Origin of the sequence: Bacillus sp. AFS012607 (assembly GCF_002558005.1) — a bacterium.
Classification (GTDB): Bacteria; Bacillota; Bacilli; order Bacillales; family Bacillaceae_G; genus Bacillus_A; species Bacillus_A thuringiensis_S.
The window spans coordinates 168,721-186,400 of record NZ_NTVM01000007.1 but is presented as its reverse complement, the minus strand read 5'-3'; the positions used below and the strand labels follow the sequence as shown (position 1 = coordinate 186,400).

The following is a 17,680-nucleotide window of genomic DNA, read 5'->3' as shown; positions in this document are numbered from 1 at the left end:
ATAAGGGGTGTGTAAAGGTATGGAATTATTATGGTTTATTCCGGCTTATGGAGATGGTCGATATTTAGGAACGACAAAACGAGGAAGAGCAGCTGAATATGGTTATTATAAGCAAGTTGCTGCGGCAGCTGATTATTTAGGATATACGGGTGTGTTACTTCCAACTGGTCAAGGATGTGAAGACCCTTGGGTGTTAGCTTCAGCTCTTGCTGCTGAAACAGAAAAACTAAAATTTTTAGTAGCAGTGAGACCAGGACTAATGTCACCTACAGTTGCAGCGAGGATGGCATCTACATTTGATAGAATTTCAGATGGGAGACTACTTATTAATGTAGTAGCTGGAGGAGATCCAGTTGAACTACAAGGAGATGGATTATATCTTGAGCATGATGAAAGATATGAAGCAGCGGATGAATTTTTAAAAGTTTGGAAATCGACATTGCAAGGTGAAACGATCTCTTTAGAAGGAAAACATATTCAAGTTACAGATAGTAAAGTTGTATTCCCGCCAGTTCAAACACCATATCCTCCTATATATTTCGGAGGATCATCAGCTGCTGGAAAAGAAGTAGCAGCTGAACATAGTGATGTATATTTAACGTGGGGAGAGCCACCAGAGCAAGTGAAAGAGAAAATAGAAGAAGTAAGAAAACTTGCAGAAGAGAAGGGGCGTACAGTACGATTTGGCATTAGATTACACGTAATTGTAAGAGAAACAGAAGAAGAAGCGTGGGAAGAGGCAGAACGTTTAATTCAATATGTGGATAATGAAACAATTGAGCTTGCTCAAAAGACATTTGCAAGATATGATTCGGTTGGTCAAAAGAGGATGACACATTTAAATAAAGGTACGAGAGAGTCGTTAGAGATAAGCCCTAATTTATGGGCTGGAATCGGACTTGTAAGAGGTGGGGCAGGTACTGCACTTGTAGGCAATCCACATACAGTAGCAGAAAGGATAAAAGAATATGAATCGTTAGGAATTGATACGTTTGTTTTATCAGGATATCCGCATTTAGAAGAAGCGTATGAAGTGGCAGAATTGTTATTCCCATTATTGAAAAACGAGAAGAAAGAAGAAAATAAAATGGTTGGTGAAATGATTGCTGATGCATATGCATTAAAAAAATAGTGAGAAATAAAGTTTCACATATTTATTGCTTTATTTTGTTCACTGCCTGTTAATACGGGATAAAAAACCCGCAAGTTATTCGCTTGCGGGTTTTCATCGTAAATTATTAGAAAATATGGTAAAATTAAAGGGTAACTTAAGGTGCGGTTGGTTGTTCAATTATCACTTCTCCGAGTAGGAGGGGGGTGATAATACGTGAGTGAAATAGCGTTGCTACTGCAAGGTGGACTGTTTCTCGTTGCATTGTTAACGTTCGTCGTCGTTTTAATAGACAAGCTCAAAAAATAACAACCCACCTATGCTTATAGAATGTGGGTTGTTTTGTTTGTAAGAAACAAATAGGATAAATGAACAATCCAATCTGCTAAGTTACGTGGACTAGTGTGTAGCCGCACACTAGTCTTTTTTATTTATATACAATTTATAATTGGTTTATGTGATTGTATTGTTCTTTTCATACTCATTATAACACAGTGTCTTTTCATCAAGAAAGGAGACCGTATGTTCTGGTTTCTGTTATATAGTAGGTGCTTTTTCTTTAAACAGCCCATCCATATACTGTTTTAAACTTTGGACATAAAATTTCTGCGTATTCACATTATTTACACCGACAATCGGCGATGGAAGGTCAAATCTTTTTTCTGATAAATGAACGACAACATCAAAGATGTCAAACAAACGAATGAAGCAAAACAGGCCGTCTTTATCGCTAAGTAAAATAAAGTAATGATTTTCACTACTTGTATTTAGCGTATTCCATAAAGAACTTTTGCTTAAATCACGTACAATGCTTTTTTCTTTTAGTTCCACGAAATCTGCATTGGAGAGAATGGTAGAAATATCAATTGCATCTTGATCTTCAAAGTAGCCGTCAACTGCTTGTACAGCGAATGTATAAGCCATTTTTAATACACTCATTTTATATTTACGGTTATCTAATAGTAATTCACGTTGAATAGAACTCGCTACTTTCGTTACACGTTCCTCTTTCCAAATTTCATTATGTAAGGAAATATCGTGCTTTTTACATAGTTTCATAATTAATGCATTAGAATAAAGAATCTCGTCGCTTACTTCGACAACATCAGTCTCAGCAGCCGCAAGTTCCTCACCGTGCTCATTCGTATAGAGTGGGGAATCAATTTGTCTTTTCATTTGTTCAATCTTAAATTGACTCAATTTATGCCTAATTAAAGGACGATCAATATTTGTTGTCATTTGTTCATGACAAGTATCACAAATTGAGTTTGTGAAATAATATCCACATAATATTTCTGGAATGACATATTGTTCACTAAGTTCTTTCGTATCTTTTCTGCAAATGATGCATTGTGTCATTTTTATCACCTTTACCTGCAAATTTGTATGTAATCTCATTGTAGTGTATTTATCGGTATTTTGGAATATTGTAAAGGAAAATATTATGTGAAATTCATACTTATTTTGGTACAATGAAGAGAAGTGCTAGTTTAAAGGAGGCCGTTTTTTTGAAATCAAAAGTGCACTTTTGGACATTAGAAGTGCTAATGGTTGTAGGAATCATATTTATTTGCACAAAAATATCATTTTTATTTCAACCGATTGGTATCTTCATATCAACATTATTTTTCCCAATCTTAATCGCGCTTTTTTTATACTTCATATTTAATCCTGTATTAATCTTTTTGGAGAATAAAAAAGTACCTAGAAATTTAGCGATATTAATGTTATATCTTTTTATCATAACATTAACTGCGGTTGGCGTTGGAATAGTTGTTCCTACGATTTCACAACAGCTAATGGACTTAGTGAAAAATATGCCAGGCTACATAAAAGAGGGAAAAGTATACATACAAGAATTATCACATCATAGGTTGTTTGAATGGTTATCTACACAAAACTACGTTTCCATTGAAACAATTGAAAAAAATGCGATTGAATACTTAAAAGATATACCAAATACAATTACGTCGAGTGCAACGGCTTTATTTGGTATTATCACGAACGTTGCATTAGTTGTATTTACTGTACCGTTCATTTTATTTTACATGTTTAAAGATGGACATGCCTTTCCAGGAAAAGCGGTAAGTTTATTACCAGAGTCTTACCGTGAAGAGGGGCTTCGTATCATTAAGGAAACGAACGAAACATTATCTGCATATATTCAAGGGCAAGCGCTCGTTTGTATATTTGTAGGTGCGTTTACTTTTATCGGTTATTTAATTATCGATTTACCGTACGCTTTCGTTTTAGGAATTATTGCAGCATTTACAAACATCATTCCTAACTTAGGTCCATTTATTGGGGCAGCGCCAGCTGTTATTGTAGGACTGTTCGTATCTCCGATGCAAGCCTTATACGTAATTATTATCGTAACAATTGTACAACAGTTTGAAAGTAATATTATTTCACCACGTATTATGAGCTCGAAATTAAACATCCACCCATTAACAATTATTATCCTAATTTTAGGGGTAGGTAACTTTGCTGGAATCATCGGAATGATTTTAGCAGTACCAGCTTATGCAGTAACAAAAACAGTTGTTTCGAACTTAGTGAGATTGTTTAAGACGAAGAGAAGTAATCGGAAATAGTAAAACCTGAGAAAGATACACCGCTTTTTAAGTGGTGTATCTTTTGTTTATAAAAAATAATTAAAAGTGGGTTGATTTGATTTTATTATATATTTTTTATACATCAAATTCAGTGATGAACTTGTGTGATATAAGGCTCTATAAAACTATGTGGAATCCCTCTGAACTATCCAAATCATTTCCTTACAGCGCGCTATCAACATCAAAATCGACTCCTTTCAATTCTATATAGTTAAACGATTAAAGGTGAGTGTAGTATTTGCTTCTACGATCTCGAATTTCATTAATAACTTGTTTATATTGTCTTTCTTGTTTTAATTCATTTTGAGATATTGTTTCTTTTTGAATCGTAATCGTTAAAAAGAAAAGGTGAAACTTCATATGTGAATTTCTCCTTTCGAATTGGAATTACAGATGACTACAGTAATGACTTTGTCTTTCTTTTACAGAATCCATAGCCTGATTAATTTGTCGTTCATGAAGCATTTCAGATTCAGAAAATTTATTTTTTTGAATGGTAATGGTTAAAAAGAATACTTTAAATTTCATTGGATAATTACCCCTTTATAAGTGATTTAGAAAAGACGAGTGTAATAAGAAGATTGGCGCTCTTTTACTTCGTCCATAATGTTTTGGATGTGTTGCTCACGTAAAATCTCTTTCTGTGAAAGCTTACGTTTTTGAATGGTGATTGTTAAAAAGAATGCTTTAAATTTCATGAATATATTACCCCTTTAAAATATATTTTTAATACATTTGAGTGTAGTATGAACTTTTAATGTCAGTTATTTTATCAGTCAGTTGTTTTAACTGTTGTTTACGAATGATTTCAGTTTCAGATAAAGTATTTTTTTGAAGCACAGTCGTAAAAAAGAAAATATGAAAAGTCATAAATGAATTCCTCCTTTCGAAAAGGAATTACAGGTGATCACAGTAAAGTGCTTGGCGCTCCTTAACATCATTCATAGCTTTTTCAATTTGCTCATTATGAAGAATTTCATCTTTGGAAATTGTATTTCTTTGAATCGTAATACTTAAAAACAATACGCTAATAGTCATTGAATGTTGCTCCTTTCTTAGAAAAATAATGTAAGAGACTAAAAAAACCGCGCAAAAAAACCACAGGAAGATACAGTTCTCCTATGGCGGGGCGTGAAAAAGCCACAGGAAAGTATACGACCTCCTGTGGCGAATTTATGAATTAAATGAAATAAAGTACGATTTTCAATTCTCCATTAGGGTGGTCGAATTCATATTTAATTGTCCAGAAAACACAGGTGCAGTTAACGCTAAAGTTAATGCATGTAATTGTAATTTCATCATTTCCTTCGACCTCCTTTTAGAATTTTTTTCTTACGTTAGTAAGTATATACAATTAATGGATAATTGTAAACATAAAAAATGAAAATTTTTAATTTTGATTAAAATGCGTATATTTAAAAAGGGATTTGAAAGTAAATATTGTAATTAACGAAATATCGATAAAAATGGGGGATGCTAAATGAAATATATGCATCATAACATGATCGTTATGCTAACAATTTTTTTATTTATTACGGCTTGTTCTAACGGGGAAAGAATAAAAGCTATATATGATGTTAGGTCAGATGATTTTAAGAAATATACTGGGACATACGTTGGTAATAATTCAGATGTGGTTGCAATTATTAATCATTTACCCGGTGGTGGAACAGTTCAAAGTATAAGTTTAGAAAATGAAAATATAAAAGTGAACTATGGCGCAAAAGGGAGTGGGGCTCTTACAGAAGAAATGATTGAGACGTATTGGTTTGATGAGAAAGATACGATGAAGAAGAATTTTCTCTTTAATGCTACCTATCTAGTAATTTTAGTACCAAACGCAAAAGCTTATGAGTTTCAAATAGAAAATAAAAACTTTAAGATAACGAGGGAAGAAATGTTATCAATTTTGCATAGGGAATTCGATGATTTTCCAAAAGAAAAAGATATATGGGATAAAAATAAAGTTATAAAGTTCTTTAACGGCAATGAAGAAAAAATTAAAATGCTTGTGGAAGATAAAGATTTTCGGAAATCTTTATTTGCTAAATATCCAGTAAGCCAGTTGAAATAATGGAGGGGAGAAGATGGAGTTAGTATACAAAATTTCTTATCATAGAATGCAGGATCATTATTACAATTTTTGAAAGAAGATATTCCATACATCCCGCATGTAACAGTCGGAAGAAAAGAAAGTGTCGCGTTAGCTGCTGAAGTAGTGAAGGAGATTCCTAGTTTTCATGGGAAGTTAAATTGTGTGATTGATAGAATAAGCGTGGAGCGAATTGGAGAGAACGGGGAATCAATTATTGAATTTGAAGTGCCATTTCTAAAAAGCTGACAAAAGTCAGCTTTTTATTTCGTAGCATGAAGTAATGCACCAATTGCACCGCTATTACCACCATCTTGTAAAAAGATTGGTGTTTTATTTTGATATTCGGTGTAGCTACTAATAATATGTTGAAGTTGTATGTTATTACATAAAGTTGAACCAATATAAATAATGTGTTCAATGTTTTTTGTTTCAGCGAATTGAAGGCTTAATGCAGTAACGACTTCACCGACAAGTCCTTGTACAGTAGCTAGTATATCGGAGCTACTATTATTTGATTCTGTAATGGCTGCTTTTCCGAAGTTACTAGCAGTTAAGTTATTATCGATAGGGGAAAGAATACCACCATAAATATCTCCAACCGTAATATCTAGTTCTTTTCTAGATCCTACTTTTGTTAGAGGGATTACATCTTCAAAATGATCTATATTTGTTAACAATTTTGAAAGTCCCATAATAGTCCCACCGCCAACTCCGGTTCCACCAGCGCGAATATATTGTTCATTATAAACGTAATGGATAGAAGTACCTGTACCGATATTGGTTAAAATAAAATTGCGTATAGCATGTTTTTCTTCTTTTAATATGTATTGGACACCTGCAAGAGTAGCTTCAAATTCGTTTAGCTCTATTATTTTATATGAACCTGTAAGCAGATGCTGTAATAGTTTCGATTTACCACCCGTAATACATATTTGTTTTATGCCATTGTTGTTTTTAATCCAATCTATTATTTTATGTTGTTCATGCGAATAAAATTTTTCAAAAGTTAATAGCTTTTTTTCGTTAAAATAAGCTATTTTCGTTAATGTGCCTCCAGCATCGATACCGATAGTACGTTCCATTTCCCTGCTCCTAACTACGTAATATATTTTCTTATTTATTTAATTGGTTGAGAATAGATATTTCCAACTAATATAAGGAACGCTTTAATCTGCTTGATATATTAATAGTTTTTCTATAGTTACAATAGGCTGGTCGTTTACAGTTGCAATACCTTTACCAAGAATAAAACCTCGACGATTGCGCGTTAGCTCATAATGTAAATCAAGTTTATCACCGGGATATGCTTTTCCGTGGAATTCAACTCCATCTAAAGAGGAGAGAAATCCTAGTCCTTCAGAATCACTTGTATGTACAAATGCACTAAGCTGAGCAAGTGCTTCTACAATTAACATATGAGGCATATGTTTGTGACTATCGTTTATAAACCATTCGTTATTTGTAATGAGTTTATATCCTGTAACGAATTCATCTTGTTTTACATTTATTACTTTATCAATCATTAAAAATGGATAACGATGGGGAAGTGTGTCTTTAATATGCATATGAAAGTACCTCCAATTAATAATACCCCTGCTAAAGTTAAGCAGGGGAGTGGGAACTAATTTTTAACTAATTCATTTACTTTTTCAAGGACGAAAATGCCGCTATTTCTAATGTTTTCAACAACTTGTTGCAACACTTCTTTATCTTGAACGAGTGCAATACGTACGAAGCCTTCTCCGTGAGGTCCAAATGCATGACCAGGTGTAACAACGACATTCGCACGATCCATTAATGCATAAGCGAAGTCTAGAGAAGTCCATCCTTGTGGAATTTCAGCCCAGACAAACATACTACCGGCTGGCTTATCGACATTCCAACCAAATGTTCGGAATCCATCGACTAAAGTATCTCTCCGTTCTTGATAAATATCGCGGTTTTTCTCACAAAATACCGCGCCATTTCTTAGTGCTGCAGATGCCGCTTTTTGAATTGGTAAAAATACACCGTAGTCGGTATTAGATTTAAATTGAGTAAGTGCACGAACAATTTCTTCGTTTCCAATCATATATCCAATACGGCTACCTGCTAAACTATAACTTTTTGACAAAGAATTGATTTCTACACCAACTTCTTTAGCACCATGTACAGAGAGGAAGCTAATTGACTTATTACCATCGAAATAAAATTCAGCATAAGCAAAATCATGGACAACGATAATATTATGCTTTTTCGCGAATGCGATTACTTCTTTAAAGAAATCTTCATGGGCCATTGCTGGAACGGGATTCCCTGGGAAGTTTAAAATCATCATCTTCGCTTGAGCGGCAATTTCTTCAGGGATGACCCCTAAGTCTGGTAAGAAATCATTCTCTTTCTTTAAAGGCATGTAGTAAGATGTTGCACCAGCCATTTGAATACCTGTTTCATAAGCTGTATATCCTGGATCAGGAACTAATATAATATCACCTGGATTTGCATAAACCATAGGTAAATGAACGAGCCCGTCTTGTGAACCCATTAATAATAAAACTTCTTTATCCGCATTTAATAAAACGTTATGAGTGTTGTTGTAATATTCAGTTACAGCTTCGTGAAATTCTTGAATACCTGATAATGTATACCCGTAGCTCTCTTTCTCACTCGCTGTATGTACCATTGTTTCTCTTACAAAATCAGCGGGCGGCATATCAGGATTTCCGATGCTCAAATCAATCATGTTATGACCTGCTGCAATTTTTTCTTTTTTATAGGCTCCTAATTCACTAAATATAGAAGATTGGAATGCTTTCATTCTAGTTGCTAACGTGTAAGTCATCAAAACCCCTCCTAAAACAGTGCTTTCATTCTGCGTTTTTAATTATTCTGAAAACACATGTTTATATTTTATCATTTTTTTATGAAAATTAAAACGATTGACAAATTTAGAGGAAGTATTAGCCTATTTTGAAAAGTATCGATGTAAATAGCGTAGACGTGTTAATTGAAATGTCTATTATAGGATTCATTTTATATAACTTAAGTTATTTGATAGTTTTTATTAAGTATTTGTGGAAGATTTCTAAAGTGAAATAACGCAGAAAATATTTTCTGCGTTTCCTCTGAAATGTAATCATTTCTTTTTATACGTGCATAATTTTTCAGCTGTCAAAAAGTATACATTTAATGTACCGTCGGCAACTTTTAAAGTTTGCTCTGATGTAAATGAATTACCATAATCAATGTGATATACATTAGAATTTTTGACAACTGAGCCTTTATATAAATCGTCTTTATTCTTTGTGGTTTGCATTTCTACTAAATTTTGCACAATTTCCTCTTTATTTTCTTTTTTGACAACTGTTTCAAATTTATAATATACAGGGCATTCACCATTTTTATTGTCAACGACTTCCCAAGAACCGTATATATCGTTATTGCTGCATCCACTAAGTAGGATGATTAGTATAGGAATTGTAAGTAGAACCTTTTTCATTTTGTGCTCCTTTCTTTTAAATTTGAATAAACGTGCGAATACGATAGGGATATTATAATAAATAAAGTTTAAATTTTTTTAAAGAATTATTTAATTTCATATAAAAATTTAGGAGAAATTAAAGAAGCATGAATCTAGTGTAAAGTCAGATTCATGCTAGTACCATAGCCTATGTTATATCTTTTTTGAGGATAAATAAAGAGGAAAGCAGAAGCACTATTCCATTTAATATATATACGCTTGCGATCATAAAGGCTAACGTACCTGCGCCAAATCCTGCTTTATCGAATATAGAAGCAAATGTTGCGATAGTCAAAAAGACAATGGGAGTCAGTAGTAAAAATATGAAACCTGCCACGATTCTTTTTTTAAAACTATGTCCAGATAAGGAAATGGCTAAAAAGTTTAGGATGCTAAACAGAGCAATTGCAAAGAGCAGGACAATAAATACTTCAATGCCATCAGACATTTTACCACTCCTTTTATAAAGAGTACTCTTTATAATCTATTCGAAATAAAAGGGGGATACTCCTTTAGGTAATTTCAATAAACGTAATAAATAGGCGTATTATAGAACAAAGAAGTATGGATTCAATATTATATCCATACTTCTTTGTTTATTTTATAAATTCGCAGATTGTGAATGCTGTTTTTCATAATGTTTCTGCTTAGAAAGGGAAATAGAAATAATCAATAATGAAACGACTCCGAAGATGAGAACCATATATTGTAACCCAATTGTATCTAAGAAGAACCCTGTGCCAAGTAAGACGATTTGGAACATAACCCTCTCAAACATATTACGGAATGAGAAGAGGCGACCGTGATAACTTTTTTCCACTTTCGTTTGGAAAATTGTCGACATAATAGGGAAGAAGCAGCCAACACTAAACCCAAACAAACCAAATGATGTAAGAGCCATCCATTTTATATCGCTAAAGAACAATGACAGGTGTGCAAAAGCAGTACAAATTGCGAAGAAATATAGTAATTTTTCGGGTTTGAAATGATCAGATAGACGTTTAATTACGAAGGCACCTAACATAAATGCGACACCTTCAATTGTATATATGAACCCTTTAATCGTAGGATCATGTTGCATTTCGCTAATGTTAATAACCATTAAATTAAACCCTGCTATAAATAATAGAGGGATGATACTTAATATAAGTGCTGTAAAAGCAATAGGAATTCCTTTTAAAATACGAAATACTTCCATAAAGCTATTATCTTTTGCAGCTTGTTTACTTGGTGTTGTTGATTTCTTGTCTTCGAATTGTAGGAAGAAAGTCGAGAGGAATAATAAGGCGTATGCTGCCATTGAGAAGGCATACATGTACTGTAAACTCATCACAACTAAAAGAATTCCACCTAGTGAAGTACCTGCAATACGAGCGATTGTACCAACATTCATATGTACACCATTCATTTGTAATAACTCATGCTCACGTACGATGAGTGGAATTACAGATTGTAATGCAGGGAAATAAAATGCTGCTGAAATTTGAAGAGCAACCATAAATGCAATCATAAATGCGATACTTTCAAATTGAATAGCAAAAAACATGAAAATAACACTTAAAACTCGACCAAACCCAGCGTAAAGAAGAACTTTTTTCTTTTCATACTGATCGATGACACGGCCAGCCATAGGTCCAACTAGAACACCGGCTAATAGTCCGATAAATAATATAACTGATTTCATGAAATCAGAAGGGACATATTTTTGCATAAATTCAAGGTTGCCAAGAATACCAAGCCATAATCCTAGACCTGCAATAAACTCCCCAATTAAAACAATCCAAACGTTTTTATTACGCCACATAACATAAAACCTCTCCGTCTTTTAAAATGAAAAACTCGTATATAAAACCTCCTTATTTATGTAGTATTTTTATACGAACTTTTTTAGAGTCAGAGTCTATATTACGTGTTTCATAATTGGATTTCAATCTTTTTGATTTGTAAAAAATTTGATGTATTAATTGATGAAATAAATGAAGCAAAACGTAAAAAATTCATGATTAAAGCTAATAGAAAGTAAGGATAAATATAAAAAAGCAAGAACGTATAACTACGTCTTGCTTTTCCAAAGTACAAAATTAAACATTAATTTCAATTAGCAATATTTACGCTCTTGTCCAATAGCTAAAGCGCTAAAAGATAGAGGACCAGCAACTTCTGTACTTGCACTACTAATAAGGTTTTCTACAGTTAATGAATATTCGTGTGTTCCACTGCTAACGTTTTGGTCTGTAGCTTGGAATGTTTGTACGTAAAATTGTTCAGAATTTGTTGATTCAATACCTACTTGTGTATTGAAAATTTCAATGTTATCAAGGAAAATTCGGAATAAAACTTGTGAAATCTCAGTTATACCTTCTACACCAACTGTAGCTATTAATTCTACTCGATTATTACGTGAATCTCTACTTGAAATTCTCAATTTCAAATTTGCTAGAATTACTTTGTTTGGAGAAGAGGGGATTGCAAAAGTTGTTGCATCAGTTTTACTTATAGGTTGAGTAGCTTAATAATCAATGATATGAGTCATATTCACAACCTCTTCATATACTGAAATACGGAAATAGGGATGAATTATCTTGGACAAATACTAGAATATTATAATAGAGTCCACAACAATTGTTGAAAAGAAGCAATTTACATAAAAGCATCAAGAATATATCATAATAAGATGATATTTTTCTTAATGCTTTTTGTAATTAAGCAGAATATTCTTCTTTACGTACTTCAAAAAATTCATTACGTCGTAAGTAATTATAAATTCTCTCAGAAACTTCTTCTTCTTCAGACACTAAGAAACGATGGTCAAAAGCGTAGAAAGATTGACCTTTAATTAATTTTACATAATATATATTAAACGCCTCCTGACACTAGATTATTACTTTCTTCATATTATGATGGCCTATATGTCTGCTAAAAATACTTGGAGTTTCAAAGGAAGTAAGTAAAGGGATGAAAGAGCTTACAATTTTGTAAGGTTTATGTCACCTTTTTCGATAGTTTACATTCACCAATTTCTTCTATACTACAAATAAGTTGCATAAAATAAGGGGGTAAAAAGATGGATGAAGTAATTGGAGAAGTTGTAGCAGGTATTTGTGAATTTGTAGTAGAAGTAACAGCGGATGCTATAGGAAGTTTAGTTTCCGGAAATGATGAGGAAAAAGAAACATTATAATAATTTGTAAAAGTATAAAGTTGATCAAATTGTAAAGGCTGATTTCTAAAGGGAAGTCAGCTTTTTATTTTTTACATTATATTAACTTAATTTGAATATTCATTTGTTATTATATTGAAGAAACCTATATAAGGAGGTGAATAAACAAATATGTCGAATTCGGGGGCTGATTTATCTGTTTCTCGTTTGATTGTGGCAAATGTAGAGGAAAAGGAATATCATTTTATTGTTCGTGAACATCCGATTGTAGGGAAAGTTATATCGTTATTTGAAAATGGTAAAGAATATGGTTTACTAGATAAACAAATCGCTAATAAAGATAAATTTATTACATCGGAGCTTACTAAATTAGATTATTTTAACTTAGATGTTTTATATCATACACCTGGGTGGATATGGATTGGTATGGATCAATTTGGTTTACATGCTCGTGAGGCTACTTATAACGAAGTAGATGTTATTATGAAGTTGAAAGAGGATTTATATTATATAGATATATACGAAGAAATAAAAATGTAGTAAATATTTAGTCAGGTTAGGGGACAAGTTCCCGTAGCCTTTTTTGTTTAATAGTAAAACGTAAAATTATATTATTTTGATTATAGGTAAACTTGATAAGAAGTGAGATGAAAAGAGGATTTGAAAATACATGAAGAGAATTGTAATAATTATATGAATCGTATATGTAAATAACAATAGAAAGAAGATGATAAAATGAGTAAGGAAGAGCTTGTGAAAAAACAGTTTGGCAGTAATGCAGATAAGTATGTGAATAGTAAAATACATGCTAAAGGACAGGACTTACAATATGTAGTTCAACAAGTTGCGTCTCGCCATAATAATCGTCTTCTTGATGTTGCTACTGGTGGCGGACATGTTGCGAATATGTTAGCACCTATGTTTGAAGAAGTAGTTGCACTTGATTTAACAGAACAGATGTTAGAAGAAGCAAAAGGTTTTATAAAGCAGAATGGTCATGGAAATGTGTCTTTTGTAGTAGGAAACGCAGAGGATTTACCATTTGCAGACCATTTTTTTGATACAATTACATGCCGGATTGCAGCCCATCATTTTACGAATCCGGCTCAATTTATTTTTGAAGTAAATCGTACGTTGGAGGATAATGGATTATTCATCTTAATAGATAATGTTTCGCCAGAAAATAATGAATATGATACATTTTATAATTTTATAGAAAAAAAGCGGGACCCAAGTCATGAACGAGCTCTAAAAAAGACAGAATGGCTTACTTTATTAGAAAAAAACGGTTTGCAAATGCAGTCATGTCTTACTTTTGATAAGAAGTTTGATTTTGACTGGTGGTGTAATATGATGAATGTCCCTGTACAAAAGCGCGAAAAATTAACAGAATGTATGATGAAAGCACCAAACGAAATGAAGGGATATTTTAATATTCAATTTAAAAATAATAAAGTAGATTCATTCTATACTGAAATGGCTATGTTTATATGTAAAAAAAGTACAACATTAAAAAGATAAATGTGTTGCAGTCTTTCTGAAGTACGATATACTTAGTACAGAGAAACTGAGAATTGAGGAATAGTTATAATGATTCGTGTACGCATTGAAGGTACTGAGGAAGAAATGCTTGAATTTATGGGGAAAATGCCGGACATTCCTGGATTTGAAAAGACACATATGAGAGAGCCGAGAAAAGGAAATAACCCGAAATACGATTCGAGTAAAAATGTACTAGCATATTTGTCTTATAAAAAGATTGAAGTCGCCAATAAATAGGCGGCTTTTTTAGTTTGCGCTGTTTCACCGCCTTGTCTTTTTCACATAATAATAATAGTAGATTATGCTGAAGAGGGGTGAGAATAGTTAATAAGAAAATCATCTTTTTTGGAGACTTTGGTATTGATGACGCCGTAGCGTTAATTTATGCAAATAAAACATGTAAATTAGATATTCTAGGTATTGTTGCAGAGTACGGGAATGTATCACGAGAAATCGTTACGGAAAATGTTTATTTTTTAGAAAGGTACTATGCTACACATGTAAAAATTATTGAAGGTGCGAGTAGGCCGATGACAGCTGAAGAACCTTTGTTTTTCCCTGAAATCCATGGGGATCACGGTTTAGGTCCTATTAATCCACCTGAGATGAGAATTTGTAAACGAGAAAATTTTTGTGAATTAATCAAATTAATCGAACCTTGTCCAGAAGATATTATAATTGTGGCGACAGGAAGACTAACGACGCTTGCTACGTTATTTTTATTGTATCCCAATATAATGGATCGTATTTGTTCGTATTATATAATGGGCGGTGCTTTCCTATTTCCAGGTAATGTTACACCAGTATCTGAAGCGAATTTTTATGGTGATCCAATTGCAGCAAATATTGTTATGAAATATGCGAAAAACGCTAGTATATACCCGTTAAATGTAACACAGGGCGCGCTTATTACGCCTGAAATGGCCAATATAATAGATAAACAAGGAACTGGACAGGCGAAACTCATTAAACCAATGATTGATTTTTATTATGAGAACTTCTATAAAAAAGAATATCCGGGTATTGGTGGAAGCCCTATACACGATTTACTACCGTTTGTCTCGTTTATAAATGATAGTATTTTTGAATATAAAAAATCGGCAGTGTGGATTAGTACGACAAATGATGTGACTAGGGGCCAAAGTGTAGCTGACTTTAGAAAAATAGCTGAACCAACAAGGTTTGATGGTCGGCCGATTCAAAGAATTGCTGTTGGTTTTAACTATCCTGCTTTTAAAGAAGAGTTTATGCGAACAATATTGAAGCCAGATTGTCCTTAATGTGTTAATAATAAGTCGGATAAATCGTTAGTCCGAAAAATGGTTTATCAGTCTGTATTATTCTCAAAAGTCTTATAGTTGAGCAGCATGAATAACTTATGAAAAATGTCACATAACTAATGGTAAGCAATTGTTTCTAATTATATTTTGATTGGTTAAATATAAAGGAGGTTATTATATGATTTGGTCTTTAATCGTTGGTGGTTTATTAGGATGGTTTGCAAGCTTAATTACTGGAAGGGATGTACCAGGTGGTGTAATTGGTAATATTATTGCTGGTATTATCGGTTCTTGGATTGGTACGAAATTACTTGGTAGTTTCGGTCCTGTAATAGGCGGATTTGCAATCATTCCTGCTTTAATTGGTGCGGTTATTTTGATTTTCATTGTGAGTTTTTTACTACGAGCAATGCGGAAATGAATGTAGCAGGACTGTTTACATTTGTAAGCAGTCCTTTTTATATGTTATGCTAGTATTATACAATCAGGAGGTGTCAGCATTGAAATCATTTACAGTAAATTTCCATCAAGAAGATAATGCAAAAGCGACAACAGTACATAAATTAAGTGAAGAGGACTTCAATAAAGCAACTGAAAAAGGTACTCGTCATTTATTTGATTTAGATACAAACGTTGGCTTCTTCGTATTCTTTGATGCAGAAGATGCAGAAGGAAATGATCAATACTTAATGTTACAATATGAAGGGGATCATGAAGAACCAACTGCGTGCTACGGATTTGATTTAAAACTATATTATCAATTTTTAGCGCTATACTTAAACGATCTTGAATTCCAAGGCGAAACAGATGAGGAAGAGGAAGAATACGGTCCAATTCATCATTTAGCGCACTTACTTTATCATATTGTTGAAGATGGTAAATCAATCGAAGTATAATATACATATTTGAAGCTGTCCTTTTGGGGCAGCTTTTTTTTATGACATTGAATTGGTGTATTATTAGTTGAACCAATAAGGCTTTTACGGGCAGCCCTGCCCATCTAACTTCTTTGCTTCTGCTGAATTTTGAGGTGGAGATTTTACTGCCCGGCAAATAGCAGGATAAATTCATAATAGAAATTTATTTATTACTTTCATGTTAGCATCGTAAAACACCTGTTATAATGATTGTAATTAAATTCATGGAGGCTAATTCTATGCTTGTAGATGTAAAAGCTTTTATTAAAGCTGCAGGTTTAACATGTATTTCATCATTAAGTGGAGATAACACGTTTGTTTATAATTTTGAAACTGTAAAAAACACTATCGCTACACTTTTTAAGAAGCTAAGATTTACCATTTAATTTCATTTCAACCAGTAGGAAAAGAGTAATCACTTCCTACTGGTTTTTTTTCTGTTTGAAGGAGCTGTTGTGACAACATGTTTTAAGTGATAGATAGAGGATATTGTCATTGAGAAGAGAAGGGTTAAATAAGGAGATGAAAATGGTTTCGTTTATCAGGAGGTAGTTACTTCGGATATAACAGACTTGGTTACTTTTTAGAAACAGCTTTTGTAATATATTTTGTACAAGCTTTTTGAGAGAGTGAAGTACTGACTTTTTTGAACAAACATAATTTGAAAAGTAGTGTAATGGGTTGGTTAACGAAATAAATAAGATGCAATAGGGGGTAAAAATGATGAAAATATATTTAAAAATAGTTATGTTATTTTTGGTGTTTACATGTATGTTTGCGCTAGCCGCATGTAAAGAGACAGACGAAAAAAACGAAACAAATCCAACTTTGGAAAATAATAAAAATAAACAAAGTAATTCTTCAGAAGAACAGAAAAATCTTGAAACAAAACCAAGTAATGAAAAAACAACAAAACCATCAACTGAGCCAGATTCGAAAAATAGAACATTTAATCAAAAATCAATTAACCACATTAAAGATTTGTTTGAATTAGCAAAAGAAGGAAAAGTACCTAATGTACCATTTGGAGCCCATACAGGGGATATTGAAGAAATAGAAAAAGCATGGGGGAAAGCGAATAAAACCGAACAAGCAGGGAACGGAATGTACGCAACTTTTACAAATAAAAATGTTGTTTTTGGATTTAATAAAGGGTCACAAGTTTTTGATGTACGCTCATATCATGCAGAACTAAAATCGATTACATTACAAGAAATTGAAAAAGTGTTAGGAAAACCATCTTCAGTTAAAGGGAATGGTGGAGACAAAATATATGTATACAAAGTAAATAACCAGTATGAGTTAAAATTTGTCATTCCAAAATCGACTGGTAATGTAGATCATATTTCCGTGTTTTCACCAGAGGATAGTATTAATAAAATGGCAGGATAAGAAATTAAGTGATTTCAAAAACACCTCGCTCTTTAAGTGAGGTGTTTTAGTTGTAAACAAGGAACGTCT

26 protein-coding genes and 2 pseudogenes are annotated in these 17,680 nt (G+C 32.8%); 14 read left to right on the top strand and 14 right to left on the bottom strand.

All coding sequences use genetic code 11. From position 1 onward, the window contains the following. Positions 1-19 precede the first annotated feature (19 nt). Both ssuD and CN409_RS32270 read left to right on the top strand, forming a co-directional pair. Complete coding sequence (ssuD, locus tag CN409_RS08670; protein WP_000422253.1) at positions 20-1,132, top strand: FMNH2-dependent alkanesulfonate monooxygenase; 1,113 nt, start codon at positions 20-22, stop codon at positions 1,130-1,132. 195 nt (positions 1,133-1,327) lie between these two features. Then, the gene (locus tag CN409_RS32270) at positions 1,328-1,420 is read left to right on the top strand and encodes a putative holin-like toxin (protein WP_001289320.1); all 93 of its coding nucleotides are present in this window, start codon (positions 1,328-1,330) and stop codon (positions 1,418-1,420) included. Positions 1,421-1,648: 228 nt separating this feature from the next. On the opposite strand, the gene CN409_RS08660 is transcribed toward CN409_RS32270, so the two are convergent. Beyond that, positions 1,649-2,470 (bottom strand): HNH endonuclease, encoded by an 822-nt coding sequence (locus tag CN409_RS08660; protein ID WP_000189714.1) that lies wholly within the window; start codon positions 2,468-2,470, stop codon positions 1,649-1,651. Positions 2,471-2,619: 149 nt separating this feature from the next. Here CN409_RS08660 and CN409_RS08655 point away from each other — a divergent pair, with 149 nt between their 5' ends. Further along, positions 2,620-3,705, top strand: coding sequence for an AI-2E family transporter (locus tag CN409_RS08655; RefSeq protein ID WP_097981635.1), 1,086 nt, complete (start codon positions 2,620-2,622; stop codon positions 3,703-3,705). Between the two features lie 240 nt (positions 3,706-3,945). Here CN409_RS08655 and CN409_RS08650 read toward each other — a convergent pair whose 3' ends face one another. Genes CN409_RS08650 through CN409_RS08630 form a run of 5 tightly spaced genes read right to left on the bottom strand, consistent with a single transcriptional unit; the run spans position 3,946 to position 4,764 of the window. Further along, on the bottom strand, positions 3,946-4,086 hold the full coding sequence (locus CN409_RS08650) for a YrzI family small protein (RefSeq protein WP_000668498.1): 141 nt from the start codon (positions 4,084-4,086) through the stop codon (positions 3,946-3,948). A gap of 27 nt (positions 4,087-4,113) precedes the next feature. Then, positions 4,114-4,254 (bottom strand): YrzI family small protein, encoded by a 141-nt coding sequence (locus CN409_RS08645; RefSeq protein WP_000669805.1) that lies wholly within the window; start codon positions 4,252-4,254, stop codon positions 4,114-4,116. A 26-nt stretch (positions 4,255-4,280) separates the two neighbouring features. Further along, a complete protein-coding gene (locus CN409_RS08640) occupies positions 4,281-4,424 on the bottom strand; it encodes a YrzI family small protein (protein ID WP_000668963.1) in 144 nt (47 codons plus the stop codon). 28 nt (positions 4,425-4,452) lie between these two features. After that, positions 4,453-4,596 carry a YrzI family small protein gene (locus CN409_RS08635; protein ID WP_000142727.1) on the bottom strand — a complete coding sequence of 48 codons (144 nt, stop codon included), beginning with the start codon at positions 4,594-4,596 and terminating at the stop codon, positions 4,453-4,455. Between the two features lie 27 nt (positions 4,597-4,623). After that, the gene (locus tag CN409_RS08630) at positions 4,624-4,764 is read right to left on the bottom strand and encodes a YrzI family small protein (protein ID WP_000156193.1); all 141 of its coding nucleotides are present in this window, start codon (positions 4,762-4,764) and stop codon (positions 4,624-4,626) included. A gap of 442 nt (positions 4,765-5,206) precedes the next feature. On the opposite strand from CN409_RS08630, the gene CN409_RS08620 reads away from it, so the two are divergent. Further along, the gene (locus CN409_RS08620) at positions 5,207-5,800 is read left to right on the top strand and encodes a DUF4825 domain-containing protein (protein ID WP_097981633.1); all 594 of its coding nucleotides are present in this window, start codon (positions 5,207-5,209) and stop codon (positions 5,798-5,800) included. Positions 5,801-5,851: 51 nt separating this feature from the next. Continuing rightward, positions 5,852-6,067: pseudogene (locus tag CN409_RS08615) on the top strand (2'-5' RNA ligase family protein); the annotation flags it as partial. Positions 6,068-6,081: 14 nt separating this feature from the next. Here the strand turns inward: CN409_RS08615 and coaW are convergent. From coaW to CN409_RS08575, 8 genes are all read right to left on the bottom strand, one after another. After that, the gene (gene coaW, locus CN409_RS08610; RefSeq protein ID WP_000442491.1) at positions 6,082-6,903 is read right to left on the bottom strand and encodes a type II pantothenate kinase; all 822 of its coding nucleotides are present in this window, start codon (positions 6,901-6,903) and stop codon (positions 6,082-6,084) included. An 84-nt stretch (positions 6,904-6,987) separates the two neighbouring features. Further along, on the bottom strand, positions 6,988-7,386 hold the full coding sequence (locus tag CN409_RS08605) for a 3-hydroxyacyl-ACP dehydratase FabZ family protein (RefSeq protein WP_000547638.1): 399 nt from the start codon (positions 7,384-7,386) through the stop codon (positions 6,988-6,990). 56 nt (positions 7,387-7,442) lie between these two features. Further along, a complete protein-coding gene (locus tag CN409_RS08600; protein WP_141527698.1) occupies positions 7,443-8,642 on the bottom strand; it encodes an LL-diaminopimelate aminotransferase in 1,200 nt (399 codons plus the stop codon). Positions 8,643-8,936: 294 nt separating this feature from the next. Further along, positions 8,937-9,299 (bottom strand): hypothetical protein, encoded by a 363-nt coding sequence (locus tag CN409_RS08595; RefSeq protein WP_000757025.1) that lies wholly within the window; start codon positions 9,297-9,299, stop codon positions 8,937-8,939. A gap of 169 nt (positions 9,300-9,468) precedes the next feature. Further along, on the bottom strand, positions 9,469-9,768 hold the full coding sequence (locus tag CN409_RS08590) for a hypothetical protein (RefSeq protein WP_001279466.1): 300 nt from the start codon (positions 9,766-9,768) through the stop codon (positions 9,469-9,471). A gap of 153 nt (positions 9,769-9,921) precedes the next feature. Then, entirely contained in the window at positions 9,922-11,124 is a 1,203-nt protein-coding gene (locus CN409_RS08585; protein ID WP_000269259.1) for an MFS transporter, read from the bottom strand. A gap of 294 nt (positions 11,125-11,418) precedes the next feature. After that, on the bottom strand, positions 11,419-11,817 hold the full coding sequence (exsC, locus tag CN409_RS08580; RefSeq protein WP_223837280.1) for an exosporium protein ExsC: 399 nt from the start codon (positions 11,815-11,817) through the stop codon (positions 11,419-11,421). A gap of 205 nt (positions 11,818-12,022) precedes the next feature. Further along, positions 12,023-12,175, bottom strand: coding sequence for a YqbF domain-containing protein (locus tag CN409_RS08575; RefSeq protein WP_074789873.1), 153 nt, complete (start codon positions 12,173-12,175; stop codon positions 12,023-12,025). A 476-nt stretch (positions 12,176-12,651) separates the two neighbouring features. Here CN409_RS08575 and CN409_RS08565 point away from each other — a divergent pair, with 476 nt between their 5' ends. The 9 genes and pseudogenes from CN409_RS08565 (at position 12,652) to CN409_RS08525 (ending at position 17,611) form a co-directional block, all read left to right on the top strand. Beyond that, the gene (locus CN409_RS08565) at positions 12,652-13,020 is read left to right on the top strand and encodes a hypothetical protein (protein WP_000071474.1); all 369 of its coding nucleotides are present in this window, start codon (positions 12,652-12,654) and stop codon (positions 13,018-13,020) included. A 195-nt stretch (positions 13,021-13,215) separates the two neighbouring features. Continuing rightward, positions 13,216-14,001, top strand: a complete 786-nt coding sequence (locus tag CN409_RS08560; protein WP_000031314.1) for a class I SAM-dependent methyltransferase — start codon at positions 13,216-13,218, stop codon at positions 13,999-14,001. Positions 14,002-14,070: 69 nt separating this feature from the next. Beyond that, positions 14,071-14,259, top strand: coding sequence for a DUF3970 family protein (locus CN409_RS08555; RefSeq protein ID WP_000621885.1), 189 nt, complete (start codon positions 14,071-14,073; stop codon positions 14,257-14,259). A 77-nt stretch (positions 14,260-14,336) separates the two neighbouring features. Next, positions 14,337-15,302, top strand: coding sequence for a nucleoside hydrolase (locus CN409_RS08550; protein ID WP_001223689.1), 966 nt, complete (start codon positions 14,337-14,339; stop codon positions 15,300-15,302). Between the two features lie 178 nt (positions 15,303-15,480). Beyond that, entirely contained in the window at positions 15,481-15,723 is a 243-nt protein-coding gene (locus tag CN409_RS08545) for a GlsB/YeaQ/YmgE family stress response membrane protein (protein WP_000638310.1), read from the top strand. A gap of 79 nt (positions 15,724-15,802) precedes the next feature. Continuing rightward, a complete protein-coding gene (locus CN409_RS08540; protein ID WP_000834883.1) occupies positions 15,803-16,198 on the top strand; it encodes a hypothetical protein in 396 nt (131 codons plus the stop codon). Between the two features lie 260 nt (positions 16,199-16,458). Continuing rightward, positions 16,459-16,605: a hypothetical protein gene (locus CN409_RS08535; RefSeq protein WP_000959552.1), complete on the top strand. Its 147-nt coding sequence runs from the start codon at positions 16,459-16,461 to the stop codon at positions 16,603-16,605. Positions 16,606-16,745: 140 nt separating this feature from the next. Then, a pseudogene (locus CN409_RS08530) lies at positions 16,746-16,916 on the top strand (aminopeptidase); the annotation flags it as partial. A gap of 23 nt (positions 16,917-16,939) precedes the next feature. Continuing rightward, positions 16,940-17,611 (top strand): YjgB family protein, encoded by a 672-nt coding sequence (locus CN409_RS08525; protein ID WP_015945824.1) that lies wholly within the window; start codon positions 16,940-16,942, stop codon positions 17,609-17,611. Positions 17,612-17,680 lie beyond the last annotated feature (69 nt).